The sequence below is a fragment of the Rhodopseudomonas sp. RCAM05734 genome (genome assembly GCF_052658035.1).
On record NZ_CP199742.1, the window covers coordinates 2,737,175 to 2,754,024 of the forward strand.

Genomic DNA, 16,850 nt, shown 5'->3' on the forward strand with positions numbered 1-16,850 from the left:
TCCCGCTTACCGCGTGTAACGCACGGCGTCGATGGCTTGCGGGCGATTCTGAGAGGTTCTCGAATTCCCGCAACACATCCTACCCCCAATTGGGTGAGACGCGGTGCCGGGGGTGCCCGGTCAGGGCTTTGCGACCACTTGCAATCAAACGGGAAACTGCGCGACACTGCGCCTTTCGGTGGCATCACTTATTGATCGAGCAATCATGCGGTCTATTTCATTCGACCGGGCTGCGCTGTCGCTGCTCGACGCCGCCGTCGATCCGGCGTTATGGACCGCGGCGATGGATACGGTAGCCCAGTACGCCAATGCCACCGGCGCGGTGTTGCTGCCACTCAGGGGCCGCGGTCCCGGTACACCGCACTCCTCGTCGCTCGGCGAAGGCTTCGAGGAATACTTCAGGGACGAATGGCATCTGCGCGATCAGCGCGAGCGGGGGATTCCGCACCTGCGGGCCAAGGGCATCTCCGTCGACCAGGATTTCGTGACCTCGGAGGAGCTGAAGACCTCCGACTACTACAACGGTTTTCTGCGCAAGTACGATGCGATCTGGTCGGCCTGCATCGGCTTCTCCAATGACGACGACGAATGGTGTCTGGTCATGGAGCGCGGGGACGCCGGAGGTTTTTATACCGACCGCGAGCAGGCCGATCTGGTGCGGTTCGGCGCCTATCTCGACCGCGCCGCGCAGCCGGCGCGCCAGATGGCCTACGCCAACGCCACCGGTATGCTTGACGCCTTCGCGGCACTGGGCTGCGCCAGTTTCCTGCTCGATCACGCCGGTTGCGTGATCCGCCACAACGCACAGGCGGAGCGACTGCTCGGCAACGGGTTGATGCTGGCGCGCGGCCGGCTGCGCTGTGACCGCGCCCCTGACAGCCTTGCCCTCGGCCAGCTCACCGCCGCCCTCGGCCGTAGCGCAGCCGCACCGCCGGTGGTGGTGCACCGGCTGTCGAAGCGGCCGCTGGTGATCCAGGGCATCCCGCTGGCCGGTCTCGCCAGCGCAATCTTCTCGCCGGCGACGGCCATCCTTCTGATCTCCGACACCGACCTCCGGCCACCGCCGACGGCCATGGAGACCACGCAGCAGATGTTCGGTTTGACGGTGATGGAATCGACGGTGCTGTCGCTGCTCGAGCAGGAAGTGCCGCTTCCGGCCGTCGCCGAGGTGATTGGCATGTCCTACGAGACGGCGCGCTCGCACCTGAAGCGCATCCTGTCCAAGACCCGCACCACCCGCCAGGCCGAGTTGCTGTCGCTGCTCGCCCGCATCCAGCGCGCGCCAACCTAGGCGGCTGCGTTTCCACGCCTCTCCGCGAGCGGCAGAGCCTAACGGAAGCCCTCCCTTTGTCGCAGCCTCAGTCACCCAATTGGGTGACTGAGGCTGCGCGGCGCCGTGGCCTGCTGGATTCGCCGGGCCGCAGCGAAAACTCGCATCGGCTGGCGGCGACGCTAATCCAAAACGATCACATGAAGGGAACACCGATGATCTCGATGAAAACGGCGCTGCTTGCTGCGGCTTTGCTCGGCGCTATGGCCGTCACGCACACCGCATCCGCGCAGGTCGTCGCGCTCGGCGCCAGCAACACCGAAGGTCACGGCGTCGGCGCGTCGGAGGCCTATCCCGCCCAGCTGGAGCGGATGCTGCAGGCAAAGGGCAAGGGGATGTCGGTGCGCAACGCCGGCGTGTTCGGCGACACCTCCGCGGGCATGCTGTCGCGGCTGTCCAGCAGCGTGCCGGAGGGCACGAAAATCGTTATCCTGCAGTTTGGCGGCAACGACATGCGCCAGGGGATCACGCCGCCGCAACGGGCCGCCAACATCGCCAGCATCCAGCAGCAGCTCAGGGCGCGCGGCATCAAGACCGTGCAGGCCGACGGCTACGTCAAGTCTGCGCTGCAGTCGGGCATGGCGCAGAACGACCGCATCCATTTGACCGCCGCCGGCCATCAGAAGGTGGCCGCCCAGCTCGTTGGGTCGATCAGGTAACTTCACCTCTCCCGCAGGCGGAGCGGGAGGTCATCAGGAACCAGTCGAGCGTATTCCGTGACGCACTTCTCAATGCAGTTCTTTCGACAAGGCCCGCCGCGGCTGATGCTGCGGCGGGCCTTGCGTTCGTCGCAATCATCTCATTTCGGGAAGCCCGCCATGTCCACTGAGAGCGTTCCGCAAGAACGATTGCAGCCGACCATCGCTTCGGCTGCGCCGAGGAAGCGGAAGTTGCACGTCCGCGCCGGGCAATATCTGGCGTCGCAGGTCCGCGAAAGGTCGGCGGCCGAACTTGTGATGTTTGCCAAGGGGCTCGCGGTGGTGGTCGTGACCGTGGTGCCGATTGTTCTGACAGTGATCGTGGTCGCCAAGGCGATGATCGAGAACGGCATCGTTATGACCGCGCTGCGCGTGCCGCAATCGCTGGAAAATGCAGGCTATACCGCGGAGACGGCCACCCAGCGGCTGCTGGACGAGATCTCCGCGCTCAACCGCAATTCCAACGCGGCGAAGCCAAAGACCGCACTTGGCGATACCCAGTTGATCGACGCGCTGTCGTCGATCGAAACGCCGGCCGGAAACATCGACCTCAAGTCGTTCCAGTCGCTGATCCAGAAGGTGCTCGGCAAGCAGATCGTGCAGATCTCCGGCGAGATCACCACCCGCACCGAGGACGGCAAGGAGCTGCTGCGGCTTCGCCTGCGTCAAAATCCTGGCCGGGAGGGGTTGATTGACGTCGAGACGGCGCAGGGCGCCGAGACCCTGTTCAGGAAGGCCGCGCTGAACCTGCTGGAGCACATCGATCCGGAGATCGCGGCCGGCATCTATTTTCGCGAGTACGGCGACGAGGAAGCCGCCATGCGGCTGACGGCCGTGGCGCTATCGGGCAGTCATCCTGGCGCCGAGAAGTATGCCATGAACCTGCGCACCTACATCTATCTCAGCCGCGGCCAGATTGGCGAGGCCGCCTCGGCCACCGACGGCGCGCGCGCCATGGATCCGGAGTTCGCCGCGGCGGAATACACCCGCGCCTTCGTGCTGATGGCGCAGAAGAAGCCGGAGGAGGCGCTGCAGGCGGCGAAGCTCGGGGTCGCGCGCGCGCCGGATGCCGACAACAGCTACAATTCGCTGGGCATCGTGCTCAATTCCATCGGCCGCAAGGACGAGGCCATCGAGGCGCACCGCACCGCGCTGAAGAAGAACGTGCGCAGCATCGTCGCCTACCGCCGGCTCGGCATCGTGCTGCGCGAGGCCGGCCGAACCCGCGAGGCCAGCGACGCGCTGCTCACCGGCGTGGCGGTGGCGCCGAACAGTTCGCTGCTGCAGTTCGACTACGGTGAGGACCTGCAGCGCCAGGGCCGCAACTTCGAGGCGATTGCGCCGTTGCGCCGGGCGATCGAGGCGCAGCCCGACAACCTCCGGTTCCAGGTGGCGCTGGCCGAGACCGAATACGCCCTGGGGCACGGCGCCGAGGGCGACAAGCTCGCCAGCATCGTGAAGAACCGCATCGCCACCGGCGAAAAGGTGCCGCCCAATCTCAGGGCGCGCGCCGATGCGGTGGTGGCGCGGGCGCCCCCGGCCCAGGGAAAATAGCCGGCGAGGCCACCGTAGCTTCCTCGCTCGCCGGCGGGAGATGGCCGGAGTGAGGGCTGCAAGGGGAGCGGAGCGTAACGGCAACACGAAAAGCGACAGTTCCGGAGCTACTACAATTTGTACGCCGTGCGGAATCCGCCCCAATGCCGGCCGTGCACGCGGATCGGTACGTCGATCTCGCGCATCATCACCGTGGTGCCGTTGCCCATGTCGCGGGCATAGCTCTGGATCAGGTAGGCGCGGGTGTTGCGGCCGGCGGCGAGGCCGGCGGGATCGTTGAAGATGCGACGGTTGCGCGAATTGGCGGTGTTGAAGGCGACGTCGCCGGGCCGTTGCGGCTTGGAATAGATGCTGTTGTGCACCGGCAGGTAGCCGTTGCGGTCGATCGCGGCGCAGAACGCCATGCGCGGGTCGGTCGCCAGCAATTTGTCCTGGAAATCCGGCAGCGCGCGGTCGGCCCAGTCGAGAATCCGCGTGCGCACCTGCACCGGATTGGAGCCGGCGATCTCCACATAACTTTCGTCGAACATGTCGTCGATGCCGATGGCGCCGGAGGCGATACCGTCGGCGAAGATCTTGTTGAGCGTGACGCCGGCATCGATGGCGCGGGTGACGAATTCGGTGTTCTCGTCGTGGATCGCCCATAGCCGGTCCTCGATCCGGCTGGTCAGGGCGGCGTCCGGCGCCACGAACAGGGCGCGGGCACCGGCCTTGGACTGTTCGGTGACACGCAGCCGGCAGGTGCCGACCTCGACAAGATCGGCCGTCAGCATCTCGTGCGGTTGCAGCGAGGCCGCGTCCGGGCCGCCGATCAGAATGCCTTCCAGGGAAATCTCGTAGACCGGCGCACGCAGCGTCGTGTTGCGGGTCTTGATCTCGATCTGCAGGTGGCACGGCAGCCGCTCGCGCTTGCGCTCGTCCTCGCGTTCGTCCTGGCGCAGCAGCGTGGCGCAGCGCGACTTCAGCTTCTGTGCGAACATGGTCACGGCGCGGCCGGCCTCGGCGACGCTCTGGCCATGCACCTCAGCGGCCTGGGTGGCGCTGTCGATCTCGGCAGCGCTGTCGCCTACGGCGACGATGAATTGCGACGCCGAGGCGGCATTGTCGGACATGTCGGAGGTCGTGGCGTTCTGTTCGGCCACTGCGCCGTTGACGCTGTCGAACACCGGGCGGATCGCCTGGATCGCGTTGGAGATGCGGTGCACCGCATCCACTGAACTCGCGGCATCCTTCTGCAGCGCGTCGATCTTCTTCTTGATCTCTTCGGTGGCCTCTGCGGTCTGCACCGCCAGCGCCTTGACCTCGGTGGCGACCACCGCGAAGCCGCGGCCGGCGGCGCCGGCGCGTGCGGCCTCGATCGTCGAGTTGAGCGCCAGCAGCGTGGTCTGCTTGGCGATCTGGGCGATCAGGTTGACCACGTTGCCGATTGCGGCGGAGGATTCCCTGAGGCGGTCGACGTTGCGGCTGGCCTCGTCCGCGGCGGCGCCGGCGTCGTCGGCCAGTTTGCTGGCGTTGCGCACCTGGGCGCCGATGCCTTCGGCGGAATGGGTGAACTTGTCGGCGGCCTGCGCAAAGGTGGTGGCGGTGGTCTGCGCCGCGCTGGTCTGGCCGGTGAGGGCGTCGGTGCGCTGGCGGATGGTGGAGAGGGTGGAGGCGGTGGATTCGGCGCCGCCGGCCACCGACTGCGCGGCGCGCTCGAGCTGGCGGATCAGCGCCCCCAGTTCCAGCTCCAGCAGTTCCAGGATCTCGCGCGCCGAATCGCGCTCCGGCTCGGGCACGGCGGCCGCCGCCACCACCACCGCGGGCTGCGCAACAGGAACAGGCGCCGGCGCCTGCCGCTTCCGAAACATTCCGAAGACCATGTCGTCTCTCTGGGGGATACAATCTATGCGGGTATCCTTGCACCCTGACGTGAAGCCGTGGTTAACGGATGTGCGACGCTTGCGCGCAGCCGGTATCCCAAGGCGGAAACCGGACTGTTTTTTTGATTTTGCCGGGCTCGCGGCCTATAACCCCGCGCCGCCGCACCCCTGACAGACCGCACGAATCCGAAAGAGACCGCATGGCCGGACATTCCCAATTCAAGAACATCATGCACCGCAAGGGCCGGCAGGATGCCCAGAAGTCGAAACTGTTCAGCAAGCTGGCCCGGGAAATTACCGTGGCCGCCAAGCTCGGCACCCCCGACCCGTCGATGAATGCCCGGCTGCGCGCCGCGGTCACCGCCGCCCGCCAGGAAAACATGCCGCGCGACAATATCGAGCGCGCCATCAAGAAGGCGATCGGCTCCGACGGCGAGAATTATGACGAGATGCGCTACGAGGGCTACGGCCCCGGCGGCGTCGCCGTGATCGTCCAGGCGCTCACCGACAACAAAAACCGCGCCGCCTCGGACATCCGCTCCTATTTCACCAAGTCCGGCGGCAATCTCGGCGAAACCGGCTCCGTGTCGTTCATGTTCGACCATGTGGGGATCATCGAATACGACGCCGCCAAGGCCTCCGCCGACGACATGCTGGAAGCCGCCATCGAGGCCGGCGCCGACGACGTGATCTCGTCCGAGACCGGTCATGAAGTCTATGCCGCCCAGGAAACCTTTCGCGACGTCGCCAAGGCGCTGGAAGCGAAATTCGGCGAGCCGCGCAAGGCGGAACTGACCTGGAAGCCGCAAAACACCGTCGCGGTCGACGACGAGACCGGCGAGAAGTTGCTGAAGCTCATCGACCTGCTCAACGATCACGACGACGTCCAGAACGTCTACGCCAACTTCGAGGTATCCGACGCGCTGGTCGCCAAGATGGGCGGCTGAGGCCAGCCGTTGCGTCAAACTCCGCTGTCATCACCCGGCCGGCGCGCACTTGCGCGCTGGACCGGGGACCGAGTAGACACTGGCCTTTCGGGGCACATGCAGGCCGGCGTTTACTCGATCCCCCGCATCCGCGGGGACGACAGCCTGTGGTCGGGGCGCACCGTCTCCGCCCACTTTCGCCGTGCAAACCCGTCTGTTGCTATTTTGTTCTTAAGCTTTCGGCGTTATCACTGCGCCCATGACAGCCGTCCCGATTCGCCCATCCGTCCGCATCATCGGCATCGATCCGGGCCTGCGCCGCACCGGCTGGGGCGTCATCGAGATCGATGGCAACCGGCTGACCTATATCGCGTGCGGCTCGGTGGAGCCGACGGACACCCTGCCGCTGGCAAGCCGGCTGCTCGGCATCCATGAGGGGCTGTCGAAAGTGCTCGGCGACTTCCAGCCGGCCGAGGCCGCGGTCGAGAACACCTTCGTCAACAAGGACGGCGTCGCCACGCTCAAGCTCGGCCAGGCCCGCGGCATCGCCATGATGACGCCGGCGATGTTCGGCATCGCGGTGGCCGAATATGCGCCGAACCAGGTCAAGAAGACCGTGGTCGGCGCCGGCCATGCCGACAAGAACCAGATCCAGATGATGCTGAAGATCCTGCTGCCCAAGGCCGAGCCGAAATCCGCCGACGCCGCCGATGCGCTGGCCATCGCCATTACGCATGCGCATCACCGTCAGAGCGCGCAGCGGCTGCTGCGGGTGGTGGGGGCATAATGTGTAGTTTGATCCTGCGCTGCAAACGTCGTCGGTTCCCTCCCCCCTTGCGGGGGAGGGTCGGGGAGGGGGGTCCACAAGCGACGTCGCCCGTAACACCCCCACCCCCGGCCCCTCCCCGCAAGGGGGAGGGGAGCATGCGCACCGGAGCTCTCTCATGATCGGCAAGCTCAAGGGCCTGATCGACAGCTACGGTGATGACTACGTCATCCTCGACGTCTCCGGCGTCGGCTACCAAGTGCATTGCTCCGCGCGTACGCTGCAGGCGCTGCCGCAGCCGGGCGGGGCGGCGGTGCTGTCGATCGAGACCTATGTCCGCGAGGACCAGATCAAGCTGTTCGGCTTTCGCTCCGACCAGGAGCGCGAATGGTTCCGGCTGCTGCAGACCGTGCAGGGCGTCGGCGCCAAGGTGGCGCTGGCGGTGCTGTCGACATTGCCGCCGGCCGACCTCGCCAATGCCATCGCGCTGCGCGACAAGGCTGCGGTGGCGCGCACCGTCGGCGTCGGCCCGAAAGTCGCCGAGCGGATCGTCAGCGAGTTGAAGGACAAGGCGCCGGCGTTTGCATCGGTCGATCCGGCGCTGGTCAATCTGTCCGGCGCCATCGAGGACAACACCGCGCCGCGTCCGGTGTCGGATGCGATCTCCGCTCTGGTCAATCTCGGCTACGGCGCGCCGCAGGCGGCCGCGGCGATTGCCGGTGCCGCGCGCATTGCGGGAGAGGGCGCTGAGACGGCGCAACTGATCCGGCTCGGGCTGAAGGAGTTGGCGAAGTGAGTTTCGGCCGGCTCGGACGCGTGATCGGTATCGTGGCGATCTTCTCCATTGTCGGTCCACTGGCGATGGCGGCGGTGGTTGCGCTGATCGTCGTCGTGCTCGGCGCGCCCATCGTCCAGCCGGTGTTTGCGGTCGCCGATCTTGACGCGTTGCGTGGCGTGCTGTCGATCGCGGTCTGGCTGCTGGCCTTCGTGGTCGTTATCGCCACGCTGCTTCCCTCCATGGCCGCAGGACTGACCTTTGCGGTCGCGGCGATCTATGCCGGTCTCAGTCCGATCTGGATGGCCTGGCTTGCCGCGGCCGCCGCCATTGCCGCCGTGGTGCTGCTCGGCGCTTTCATCCAGCCGTCAGAATCCTCGGCGGTGATGCTGCCCGGTACCCAGTCGCTGCCGCAGGCACTGTCGCTGTTGGCGCTGCTCGCGGTGCTGGCGATCGGTCCCGCCAGCCTGTGCTGGTGGCTCGCGAAGCCGCTGCATCGTGCTAACGTGACCCCATGACCACTGCTCCCATCCGCCTGATCACCCCCGAGCGCCGCGCCGATGACATCGGCGACACCTCGCTGCGCCCGCAGAACCTGTCCGAATTCGTCGGCCAGCAGCAGGCCCGCGCCAATCTGCAGATCTTCATCGACGCCGCCCGCAAACGCGGCGAGGCGCTCGACCATGTGCTGTTCGTCGGCCCGCCCGGCCTCGGCAAGACCACGCTGGCGCAGATCGTGGCGCGCGAGCTCGGCGTCGGTTTTCGCGCGACGTCGGGGCCTGTCATAGCCAAGGCCGGTGATCTCGCCGCACTCCTGACCAATCTCGAAGAACGCGACGTGCTGTTCATCGACGAGATTCATCGTCTCGCGCCCGCGGTCGAGGAAGTGCTCTATCCCGCGATGGAAGACTTCCAGCTCGATTTGATCATAGGCGAGGGCCCCGCCGCGCGCTCGGTAAAAATCGAACTGGCGAAGTTCACTCTTGTCGGCGCCACCACGCGCGCCGGTCTGCTCACCAATCCGCTGCGCGACCGTTTCGGCATTCCCGTGCGGCTGAATTTCTACACCGTGGAAGAGCTGGAAAAGATCGTCACCCGCGGCGCCCGTGTGCTGGAGATCGGCATGACCGCCGACGGCGCCAACGAGATCGCCCGCCGTGCCCGCGGCACGCCGCGCATCGCCGGCCGCCTACTGCGCCGCGTCCGCGATTTCGCGTCGGCCGCCGACGCCTCGGCCATCGACCGCAAGATCGCCGACCACGCACTGTCCGCGCTGGAAGTCGACAGCGCCGGCCTCGATGCCATGGACCGTCGCTATCTCACCACCATCGCCATGAACTACGGCGGCGGCCCGGTCGGCGTCGAAACCATGGCGGCGGCGCTGTCGGAGCCGCGCGACGCCATCGAGGACATCATCGAGCCGTTCCTGATCCAGTGCGGCTACCTGCAGCGCACCCCGCGCGGCAGGCTGCTCACCTCGCATGCGTTCAAGCATCTCGGGCTGAATGAACCCAGCCGCGATCCGAGCCAGATCGGGTTGTTCGGGCAAGGCATTGAGGACGAGTGATGGCGGCGGATCTGCTGGAGCAGATGCGGCGCAATCCGGCGGGCGACTGGACCATCGGCGATGTCGAGAAGGTCTGCCTTTCCCATGGCCTGCTGTTTCGGGCTGGCAAGGGAACCTCGCACTGCCACGCCAAGCACCCGGCAGCGGCCGAAATTCTGACCATTCCGGCCCGGCGACCGATCAAGCCGGTCTACTTTCGCAAACTCGTGCATTGTATTGATGACCACGGAGGTCACCGATGAAACTCGAATATGCCATTCGGATCGAGCGGCTGGCGGACAGCGACGGCGGCGGCTATCTCGCCACAGCGCCGGAGCTTCCGGGATGCATGTCCGATGGGGCGACGCCGGAAGAGGCTCTGCGCAATGTGCAGGAGGCCATCGCTTCGTGGATCGAGGCGGCGAAGGAATGGAAGCAGGAGATCCCCAAGCCCGCGCCGCCATTGGCGCGCGCGGGCTGAGGCCTTTTGATCTCAGCTCATCAGCGTCTTCATGGCGCGATACAGCACCGCCGGATCGTGCTCGCCCTTGTATAGCGGCGAGACCTTGTTCTCGAGGCCGAGCAGCGCAAACACCGCGGTCTGCGCCGAGCGCACCGAATACTCCACGGTGAACACGACATCGTCAGGGATTTCGCAATACTGCCCGAGGAAGGCGAGGTTGCTGGTGCCGGCCGGCGTCACCGCCGGGCGGTCGCCCTTGACGCGCGGCATGAACTGGCTGGTGATATAGGGCATCATGCAGGGGATGCAGTTGGCTGCCTTGATGATCTTGTCCTTGTCGGCATCGAAGCGGAGATGGCCTATCAGTTCAGTCATCAGTTCCTCGCCGGTGCAGTCCGACATCTTCTTCTTCACGAAGTTGCCGATCTGGTCGACGAACAGGCCGTAGCCCCAGAAGGTCTGAACGTTCTTCGGCTGGCCGATGAAATGCGGCTGCGCCGCCAGCACCACCGACATCAACCAGTTGGAATCGGTGAAGGTGACGAGGCCGCCGGTGCCGGCTTCGTTGCCGGTGAATTTCTCCATCAGGTCGAAGAAGATCGGATCCTTCATGGTGGTGGTGAACGACAGCCACTTGGATTCATCGACCCGGCTGTTGAAGGCCGACGGCTTGCCGAATTCCGGGTGTTTTTTCGCCAGCGTCTCCCACAGCGCCCATGAGCCGTCGGTCTTGCCGTCCTTTGCGGTCAGCTCGGAGGGCCGCGTCATCGAGCCCAGGGTGGAGGCGGTGGTCATCGAACCGTTGGTGACGAACACCAGGTCGTCGTCGCCGACCGCGATCAGCTTCGGCACGCCATGCTCGACCACATGCAGACGCTCCACCGCCTTGCCGCGTGGCCCGTACTTGAAGTCCATGTCGGCCACGCGGACGCCCGTGACAAAGTTTACGCCCTGGGCCTTCAGCCAGGTGGTCAGCGGCAGCACGATGGAATCGTATTGATTGTACGGCGTGCGGCGCACGCCGCCCAGCGTCTGGATGCGTGGGAATTCCTGGATGAAGCGATGCAGGTAACGCTTCAACTCGACCGCGCTGTGCCAGGGCTGGAATGCGAAGGTGGTGACCCACATGTACCAGAAATTGGTGGTGAAGAACGACGGCTGGAACATGTCCGCGATGCGCCTGGCACCCAGCGTCGCTTCCGACGTCGCCATCAGTTCGATCAGGTCGAGCCGGTCCTGGGCGGAAAAGCCCATGGTGGAGACGTCGACCTTCTGGCCGCCGCGCACCAGCCGCGCCTTGGAATTCGGAATGTGCTTCTCGTTGAAGGCGTAGATCTCGTCCTTGACGGTGATGGCGGGATTGCCGAGCGAGGGAATGCCCGACAGCAGGTCGAAGGTGCAGGTATAGGCCTCATAGGTGAACATGCGGCCGCCGCGGATCACATAGCCCTTGTCGGCGTTGCCGTCGCCGTCGAGGCTGCCGCCGAGCAGTTCGGTCTCCTCGAACACGCTGATATTGTCGCCCTTTAACCCGCCGTCGCGGATGAGATAGGCTGCGCTGGCCAGCGATGCGATGCCGCCGCCCGCCAGATAGGCCTTGATGTCGCTCCGCGCTGCGGTTCGATTGCTGGATGTCATGGATTTGCCTTTACGTGGGATATCTTGGTGTCGGCGCGATGGGCGATCGGGTCGTAGGCTGCGGGATCGGGCAGGGCGCCATCAGGTTCAGCGGATGAGGAAGAGTAACCGCTCGTTTCGATCGCCGACTTGACCTCGATCAAAGTGCCGCGTTTGGTGCGACGGCCGCGCGCGGCGGACCAAATCCAATGGCGGAATTTTGCCGTGGCCATCGTCTGGGCTATATCGTCAGTCACTTGTGCCGGCCCCGCCTGCGACAACCAGATTTGACGAGTATGTTTCCCGATGACCACCCATCTCGACGGCGCCATTGCTGACGGCCTGCATCGCATGCAGGTCCGGGTCTATTACGAAGACACCGACTTCTCCGGTATTGTCTATCATGCCAACTACCTGCGCTTCATGGAGCGCGGCCGCACCAACTATCTGCGGCTGCTCGGCGCCGACCAGCGCGCGCTGTTTGCGGAAGCCGAGAGCGAGGCGCCCGGCTTTGCCTTCGTGGTGCGTGCGATGACGCTCGAATTCCTGAAGCCGAGCCGGATGGACGACGTGCTGGAGATCGTGACGCGCCCGATCGACGTGAAGGGCGCCTCGATTACGCTGAGCCAGGAAGTGCGGCGCGGCGACGAACTGCTGCTGGAGGCGAAAGTGAAAGTCGCGTTCGTGTCAGACGGCCGGGCCAGGCCGATCCCGAAGGCGCTGCGAACAGCAATGAAGGCCGATCAGCTTTAGCAATCGGGCGATAGGCAAGTTGCCATCGACTCTCCGACATGCCGGGCTACAATCGCAGCGAGCCAACGGAGATGCCCATGTCGCGCCCGCCATTGCCGCCGTTCACCCGCGAGACCGCCGCGCAAAAAGCGCGTATGGCCGAAGACGCCTGGAATTCCCGCGACCCGGTCAAGGTCTCGCTGGCCTATACCGAAAACAGCGTATGGCGTAACCGCGTCGAGTTCTTCGAAGGGCGCCCGGCGATTGTCGACTTCCTGACCCGCAAATGGGCGAAGGAGCATGAGTATCGCCTGATCAAGGATCTGTGGGCCTTCGACGGCAACTTCATCGCGGTGCGCTTCCAGTATGAATGGCACGACGACGCCGGAAACTGGTTTCGCTCCTACGGCAACGAGCAGTGGGAATTCGATGCCGAAGGTTTGATGGCGCGCCGCGAGGCCAGCATCAACGATCTGGCGATTGCCGAGAAGGACCGCCGCTTCCTGTGGCCGGCGCCCGGGCCGCGCCCGGCCGATGTGCCGGGGCTGGCCGCGACGCCGTTCTAGGCCGCGCTGCTCTGCGCGGGTCTATTCGTCGAAGCCGACGAATACCGTGGCTTCCGCCACCGACTTGCGTTCGGAGACCACCGCATTGGCCGGGAAGCTGTCGTCCGGCCAGCCCAGCGCGATGCTCTTCATGATGACCTGGTCGTCGGCAATGCCGGCGTGCTCGCGCACTACGGGCGATTGCATGATGCCCTGGCTGTTGATCACGGCGCCCAGCCCACGCGACCAGGCGGCGGTGACCAGAGCGGTCGCCACCGCGCCGCAGTCGAACGGCGTGTCGTCGCTGCCGTCCAGCACGCGGTCATAGGTCACGATCACGCAGACCGGCGCGTCGAACTGACGGAAGCCGCGCAGCACCCAGTCCTGGCGCATCTCCTTGTCGTCCCGGGCGATTCCCATGGCGGAGAACAATTGCTTGGCGACGCCGACCTGGCGGTCGCGGTGCGGACCGGCAAATGGCTGGCCGATGCGGAATTCGCGCGACTGCGGCACCCCCGCCACCATCCGCTCGGTATTGCCGGCGCGGATGCGGTTCAGCGGTTCGCCGGTGACAATGTAGAAATTCCACGGCTGGCTGTTCATGGACGACGGCGCGCGCATCGCCAGCGCGATGACTTCCTCGATCAATTTCCGCGGCACGGGATCAGGCTTGTAGCCGCGAATGCTGCGGCGACCGAGAATGACGTCATCGAACTTCATGGACCTGCGCTTCCCCCGGATGGCTTCTCAATTGGCCGCGATCTTTGCGGTTTCCCGGGTATCACGCAAGGGCGTGCCGGGGGCGGTGGCGACCACCCCCGGACGTGTATTTACGCCGCTGCTCTGTGCCGCGCCTGTTCGGCCTTGAACAGTTCGAACTCCTCGGCCACGGCGCGCGCAATGCTCGGCCGTGCGCGCAGCCGCTGGTGATAGGCCTTGATCGCCGGCCATTGCGCAAAGTCGAGTTGCGGTGTCGCCATGGTCCAGTTTATCACCGTCGCGAGGTAAGCATCGGCGAGGCTGAAGCGGTCGAGCAGGAATTCGCGGCCTTGCAGATGCGCCTCAAGGTAATCCAGCCGCGAGGTGCCTCTCGCCAGCGCCCACGCCTTGGTCTCCGCCGACGCTTTCGGGTCGAGCAGCGGGATGAACAGCGCCTTGTGCAGTTCGGTGCCGATGAAGCATAGCCACTGCTGCAGGCGGGTGCGCTCGATGCCGGTGCCGGCGGCAATCGGCGAGTCGGGAAAGCGGTCGGCGACATATTGCAGGATCGCGGCATTCTCGGTCAGGATCACGCCGTCGTCGGTGCGCAGGGTCGGCACCATGCCGAGCGGGTTGAGGGTGCGAAAATCCGAGCCGTCCTGCAGCACTTGCTTGGTCTTCGGATCGACTTCGAGATAGGTGGCGTCGGCGCCGGCCTCGTCGAGCGCGATGCGGGTGGCCATCGAACAGGCCATCGGCGAGAAATACAGATCCATGGAAGGCCTCCTTGGCTTGCGTCCCGTTGCGATCGGAGCGCGGGTTGATTTTTATACCGTCTCGCATAATATAAAACACGTCAAGGAATTAAATTCGAAATGGTACAAAAAAAGAAGCCCGCGCCGGACAAGGCCGACAGTGCGGCGCCGAAGCGGCGCGGCCGGCCGCGGGCCTATGAGCCGGAGCTGGCGCTGGGTCAGGCGCTGGCGTTGTTTCGCAAGGATGGCTTCGCCGCCACCTCGCTGGACGATCTGTCCGCCGCCACTGGCATGAACCGGCCGAGCCTGTATGGCGCGTTCGGCGACAAGCGCGCGCTCTACATCAAGAGCTATGCGCGCTACCGCGAGGACTACAGCGGCGCCGCCGCGGAGATCTTCAAGGCCGATATCGATATCCGCGAGCGGTTGCGCCGCTTCTACGGCGCCGCGCTCGACATCTATCTGCAGGGCGGCCCGCGCGGCTGCTTCACGGTGATGACGGTGGCCTCCGACGCCATCGCCGATCCCGAGATCCGCGCCATGGTGCTCAAGGGATTCGGCGATCTCGACGAGGCGCTGAGCTGGTGCTTCCGCACGGCGATCAAGCGCGGCGAACTGCCTGAGACCGTCGATGTCGCGGCGTTGTCGCAGCTCGCCTCCGCCACACTGTACTCCCTCGCCATCCGCTCCCGAGCCGGCATCGCGCGCCGGGAACTCGAAGGGATCGCGCAGGGGGCGATCGACTTGATGTGCGGCTCCGCCGCGAAATAACCTGCCTCGCGCGCGAAATTCTCAGCCAGCCGTGTCGGGATCGTGGTGTCCTGCCCGTCTTCCAGCCAAGGAGACCGATCCATGCTCTACGCCATCCTTTGTTACCATGATGAAGCCGTTGTCGGATCGTGGACCCGCGAGGAGGACGCTGCGGTCATGGGCAAGCTGAAGCTGGTGCACGAGAAGCTTGCGCAGCAGGGGCGGCTCGGGCCGGTGGCACGGCTGCTGCCGACCACCGCCGCCACCACTCTGCGCAAGGACAGCGATCCGCCCCTGGTGCTCGACGGTCCGTTCGCCGAGACCAAGGAACAGTTGCTCGGGTTTTACGTGGTCGAATGCCCCGACCTCGATGGGGCGCTGGAGGTGGCGCGCGATCTCGGCCGCGCCAATCCCGGCGGCGCCTATGAGATCCGTCCGATCGGCCTGTTCACGCCCGGCCATGTGGCGGGACACACGCCATGACCACCGATCTCGCCTGGATCGATGCGGCGCTGACCACGGCGCGCCCCCAGGCGCTCGGCGCGCTGTTGCGCTATTTCCGCAACCTCGACACCGCCGAGGAGGCATTCCAGAATGCCTGTCTGCGTGCGCTCAAGACCTGGCCGCAGAATGGCCCGCCGCGCGACGCCGCGGCATGGCTGATCATGGTCGGCCGCAACGTCGCCATCGACGACATCAGGAAGACCAGTCGCCACACGGCACTGCCGGAGGACGAGGCCATCTCCGACCTCGACGACGCCGAGGCGGAATTGGCAGAGCGGCTCGACGGCGCGCATTATCGCGACGACATCCTGCGCCTGCTGTTCATCTGCTGCCATCCGCAGATTCCGGCCACGCAGCAGATCGCGCTGGCGCTGCGCATCGTCTCCGGCCTGTCAGTGAAACAGATCGCCCGTGCCTTCCTGGTGACGGAAGCCGCCATGGAACAGCGCATCACCCGTGCCAAGGCGGCGATCGCCAAGGCCGACGTCGCCTTCGAGACGCCGGGCGCGCCGGAGCGCTCGGAGCGCCTCGCCGCGGTGGCGGCGATGATCTATCTGGTTTTCAACGAAGGCTATTCCGCCTCCGGCGAAGCCATCGCCGAGCGCGCGTCGCTGTGCCAGGAGGCGATCCGGCTGGCGCGGCTGCTGCTCAAGCTGTTCCAGTCGGAGCCGGAGATCATGGGGCTGACGGCCCTGCTGCTGCTGCAACACGCCCGCGCACGGGCGCGGTTCGATGCCGACGGCTCGGCGGTGCTGCTCGACGACCAGGACCGCACCCTGTGGGACCACTGCCTGATCGCCGAGGGCCTGGCGCTGATCGACAAGGCGATGCGCCATCGCCGCACCGGGCCGTACCAGATCCAGGCGGCGATCGCCGCGCTGCATGCCCGCGCCGCCACGCCCGCCGAGACCGACTGGCTGCAGATCGATCTGCTCTATGGCTCGCTGGAGATTCTCACGCCGTCGCCGGTGATCACCCTGAACCGCTCGGTGGCGGTGTCCAAGACCCGCGGCGCGCAGGCGGCGCTCGACATGATCGAGCCCTTGGCGCCACGGCTGTCGAACTATTTTCACTTCTTCGGCGTGCGCGGTGCCTATCTGATGCAGCTCGGCCGCGGCGACGAGGCGCGCGTCAGCTTCGACCGCGCCATCGCGCTGGCCAATACCTCGGCCGAGGCCGCCCATATCCGCATGCACATCGATCGGCTGAAGCGCGACAGCAAGAGCGGCAGCGCGATGGCTCCCGCGGCCCCGCACGAGGCGAAGCTTCGCTAGGCGGACCGGCTGCCTTTACTTGATCGGGGGGGGCGGCGAGGAGCACACAAATCC

At 65.8% G+C, this 16,850-nt stretch carries 20 protein-coding genes; 15 read left to right on the forward strand and 5 right to left on the reverse strand.

Going from position 1 to position 16,850, the window contains the following annotated elements; genetic code table 11:
* Positions 1-205: 205 nt before the first annotated feature.
* The 3 genes from ACUXVA_RS12955 to ACUXVA_RS12965 all read left to right on the forward strand — a co-directional run bounded on the left by ACUXVA_RS12955 (position 206) and on the right by ACUXVA_RS12965 (position 3,582).
* Entirely contained in the window at positions 206-1,291 is a 1,086-nt protein-coding gene (locus ACUXVA_RS12955; protein WP_445492513.1) for a helix-turn-helix transcriptional regulator, read from the forward strand.
* 194 nt (positions 1,292-1,485) lie between these two features.
* The gene (locus ACUXVA_RS12960) at positions 1,486-1,989 is read left to right on the forward strand and encodes a GDSL-type esterase/lipase family protein (protein ID WP_320109666.1); all 504 of its coding nucleotides are present in this window, start codon (positions 1,486-1,488) and stop codon (positions 1,987-1,989) included.
* A 159-nt stretch (positions 1,990-2,148) separates the two neighbouring features.
* Positions 2,149-3,582 carry a tetratricopeptide repeat protein gene (locus ACUXVA_RS12965; RefSeq protein WP_445492515.1) on the forward strand — a complete coding sequence of 478 codons (1,434 nt, stop codon included), beginning with the start codon at positions 2,149-2,151 and terminating at the stop codon, positions 3,580-3,582.
* A 110-nt stretch (positions 3,583-3,692) separates the two neighbouring features.
* Here the strand turns inward: ACUXVA_RS12965 and ACUXVA_RS12970 are convergent, their stop codons facing one another.
* Positions 3,693-5,444, reverse strand: coding sequence for a methyl-accepting chemotaxis protein (locus tag ACUXVA_RS12970; protein WP_445492517.1), 1,752 nt, complete (start codon positions 5,442-5,444; stop codon positions 3,693-3,695).
* Positions 5,445-5,644: 200 nt separating this feature from the next.
* Between ACUXVA_RS12970 and ACUXVA_RS12975 the strand changes: the two genes are divergently transcribed.
* The 7 genes from ACUXVA_RS12975 to ACUXVA_RS13005 all read left to right on the forward strand — a co-directional run bounded on the left by ACUXVA_RS12975 (position 5,645) and on the right by ACUXVA_RS13005 (position 9,938).
* Complete coding sequence (locus ACUXVA_RS12975) at positions 5,645-6,391, forward strand: YebC/PmpR family DNA-binding transcriptional regulator (protein WP_265079928.1); 747 nt, start codon at positions 5,645-5,647, stop codon at positions 6,389-6,391.
* 238 nt (positions 6,392-6,629) lie between these two features.
* The gene (ruvC, locus tag ACUXVA_RS12980; protein ID WP_265079927.1) at positions 6,630-7,157 is read left to right on the forward strand and encodes a crossover junction endodeoxyribonuclease RuvC; all 528 of its coding nucleotides are present in this window, start codon (positions 6,630-6,632) and stop codon (positions 7,155-7,157) included.
* Between the two features lie 157 nt (positions 7,158-7,314).
* Positions 7,315-7,932 (forward strand): Holliday junction branch migration protein RuvA, encoded by a 618-nt coding sequence (ruvA, locus tag ACUXVA_RS12985; protein ID WP_265079926.1) that lies wholly within the window; start codon positions 7,315-7,317, stop codon positions 7,930-7,932.
* The gene (locus tag ACUXVA_RS12990; RefSeq protein ID WP_445492520.1) at positions 7,929-8,429 is read left to right on the forward strand and encodes a hypothetical protein; all 501 of its coding nucleotides are present in this window, start codon (positions 7,929-7,931) and stop codon (positions 8,427-8,429) included. The genes ruvA and ACUXVA_RS12990 overlap by 4 nt, the downstream gene beginning before the upstream one ends.
* The gene (ruvB, locus tag ACUXVA_RS12995) at positions 8,426-9,478 is read left to right on the forward strand and encodes a Holliday junction branch migration DNA helicase RuvB (RefSeq protein WP_445492522.1); all 1,053 of its coding nucleotides are present in this window, start codon (positions 8,426-8,428) and stop codon (positions 9,476-9,478) included. Before ACUXVA_RS12990 ends, ruvB begins: the two co-directional genes overlap by 4 nt.
* The gene (locus ACUXVA_RS13000; protein ID WP_265079923.1) at positions 9,478-9,720 is read left to right on the forward strand and encodes a type II toxin-antitoxin system HicA family toxin; all 243 of its coding nucleotides are present in this window, start codon (positions 9,478-9,480) and stop codon (positions 9,718-9,720) included. Before ruvB ends, ACUXVA_RS13000 begins: the two co-directional genes overlap by 1 nt.
* Complete coding sequence (locus tag ACUXVA_RS13005) at positions 9,717-9,938, forward strand: type II toxin-antitoxin system HicB family antitoxin (RefSeq protein WP_445492525.1); 222 nt, start codon at positions 9,717-9,719, stop codon at positions 9,936-9,938. The genes ACUXVA_RS13000 and ACUXVA_RS13005 overlap by 4 nt, the downstream gene beginning before the upstream one ends.
* 12 nt (positions 9,939-9,950) lie before the next feature.
* Here ACUXVA_RS13005 and ACUXVA_RS13010 read toward each other — a convergent pair whose 3' ends face one another.
* Positions 9,951-11,558, reverse strand: a complete 1,608-nt coding sequence (locus ACUXVA_RS13010) for an oleate hydratase (RefSeq protein ID WP_445492527.1) — start codon at positions 11,556-11,558, stop codon at positions 9,951-9,953.
* Positions 11,555-11,770 (reverse strand): hypothetical protein, encoded by a 216-nt coding sequence (locus ACUXVA_RS13015; RefSeq protein ID WP_265079920.1) that lies wholly within the window; start codon positions 11,768-11,770, stop codon positions 11,555-11,557. Before ACUXVA_RS13015 ends, ACUXVA_RS13010 begins: the two co-directional genes overlap by 4 nt.
* A 73-nt stretch (positions 11,771-11,843) precedes the next feature.
* Here ACUXVA_RS13015 and ybgC point away from each other — a divergent pair, with 73 nt between their 5' ends.
* A complete protein-coding gene (ybgC, locus tag ACUXVA_RS13020; RefSeq protein ID WP_265079919.1) occupies positions 11,844-12,290 on the forward strand; it encodes a tol-pal system-associated acyl-CoA thioesterase in 447 nt (148 codons plus the stop codon).
* Between the two features lie 77 nt (positions 12,291-12,367).
* Complete coding sequence (locus ACUXVA_RS13025) at positions 12,368-12,835, forward strand: nuclear transport factor 2 family protein (protein WP_265079918.1); 468 nt, start codon at positions 12,368-12,370, stop codon at positions 12,833-12,835.
* Between the two features lie 21 nt (positions 12,836-12,856).
* Here ACUXVA_RS13025 and ACUXVA_RS13030 read toward each other — a convergent pair whose 3' ends face one another.
* Positions 12,857-13,534 carry a nitroreductase gene (locus ACUXVA_RS13030; protein WP_265079917.1) on the reverse strand — a complete coding sequence of 226 codons (678 nt, stop codon included), beginning with the start codon at positions 13,532-13,534 and terminating at the stop codon, positions 12,857-12,859.
* A 110-nt stretch (positions 13,535-13,644) separates the two neighbouring features.
* Positions 13,645-14,289 (reverse strand): glutathione binding-like protein, encoded by a 645-nt coding sequence (locus tag ACUXVA_RS13035; protein ID WP_265079916.1) that lies wholly within the window; start codon positions 14,287-14,289, stop codon positions 13,645-13,647.
* A 99-nt stretch (positions 14,290-14,388) separates the two neighbouring features.
* Here ACUXVA_RS13035 and ACUXVA_RS13040 point away from each other — a divergent pair, with 99 nt between their 5' ends.
* The 3 genes from ACUXVA_RS13040 to ACUXVA_RS13050 all read left to right on the forward strand — a co-directional run bounded on the left by ACUXVA_RS13040 (position 14,389) and on the right by ACUXVA_RS13050 (position 16,796).
* Positions 14,389-15,039 carry a TetR/AcrR family transcriptional regulator gene (locus ACUXVA_RS13040; protein WP_445492531.1) on the forward strand — a complete coding sequence of 217 codons (651 nt, stop codon included), beginning with the start codon at positions 14,389-14,391 and terminating at the stop codon, positions 15,037-15,039.
* An 81-nt stretch (positions 15,040-15,120) separates the two neighbouring features.
* Complete coding sequence (locus ACUXVA_RS13045) at positions 15,121-15,501, forward strand: YciI family protein (RefSeq protein ID WP_265079915.1); 381 nt, start codon at positions 15,121-15,123, stop codon at positions 15,499-15,501.
* The gene (locus ACUXVA_RS13050; protein WP_265079914.1) at positions 15,498-16,796 is read left to right on the forward strand and encodes an RNA polymerase sigma factor; all 1,299 of its coding nucleotides are present in this window, start codon (positions 15,498-15,500) and stop codon (positions 16,794-16,796) included. Before ACUXVA_RS13045 ends, ACUXVA_RS13050 begins: the two co-directional genes overlap by 4 nt.
* The last annotated feature ends 54 nt before the right edge of the window (positions 16,797-16,850 follow it).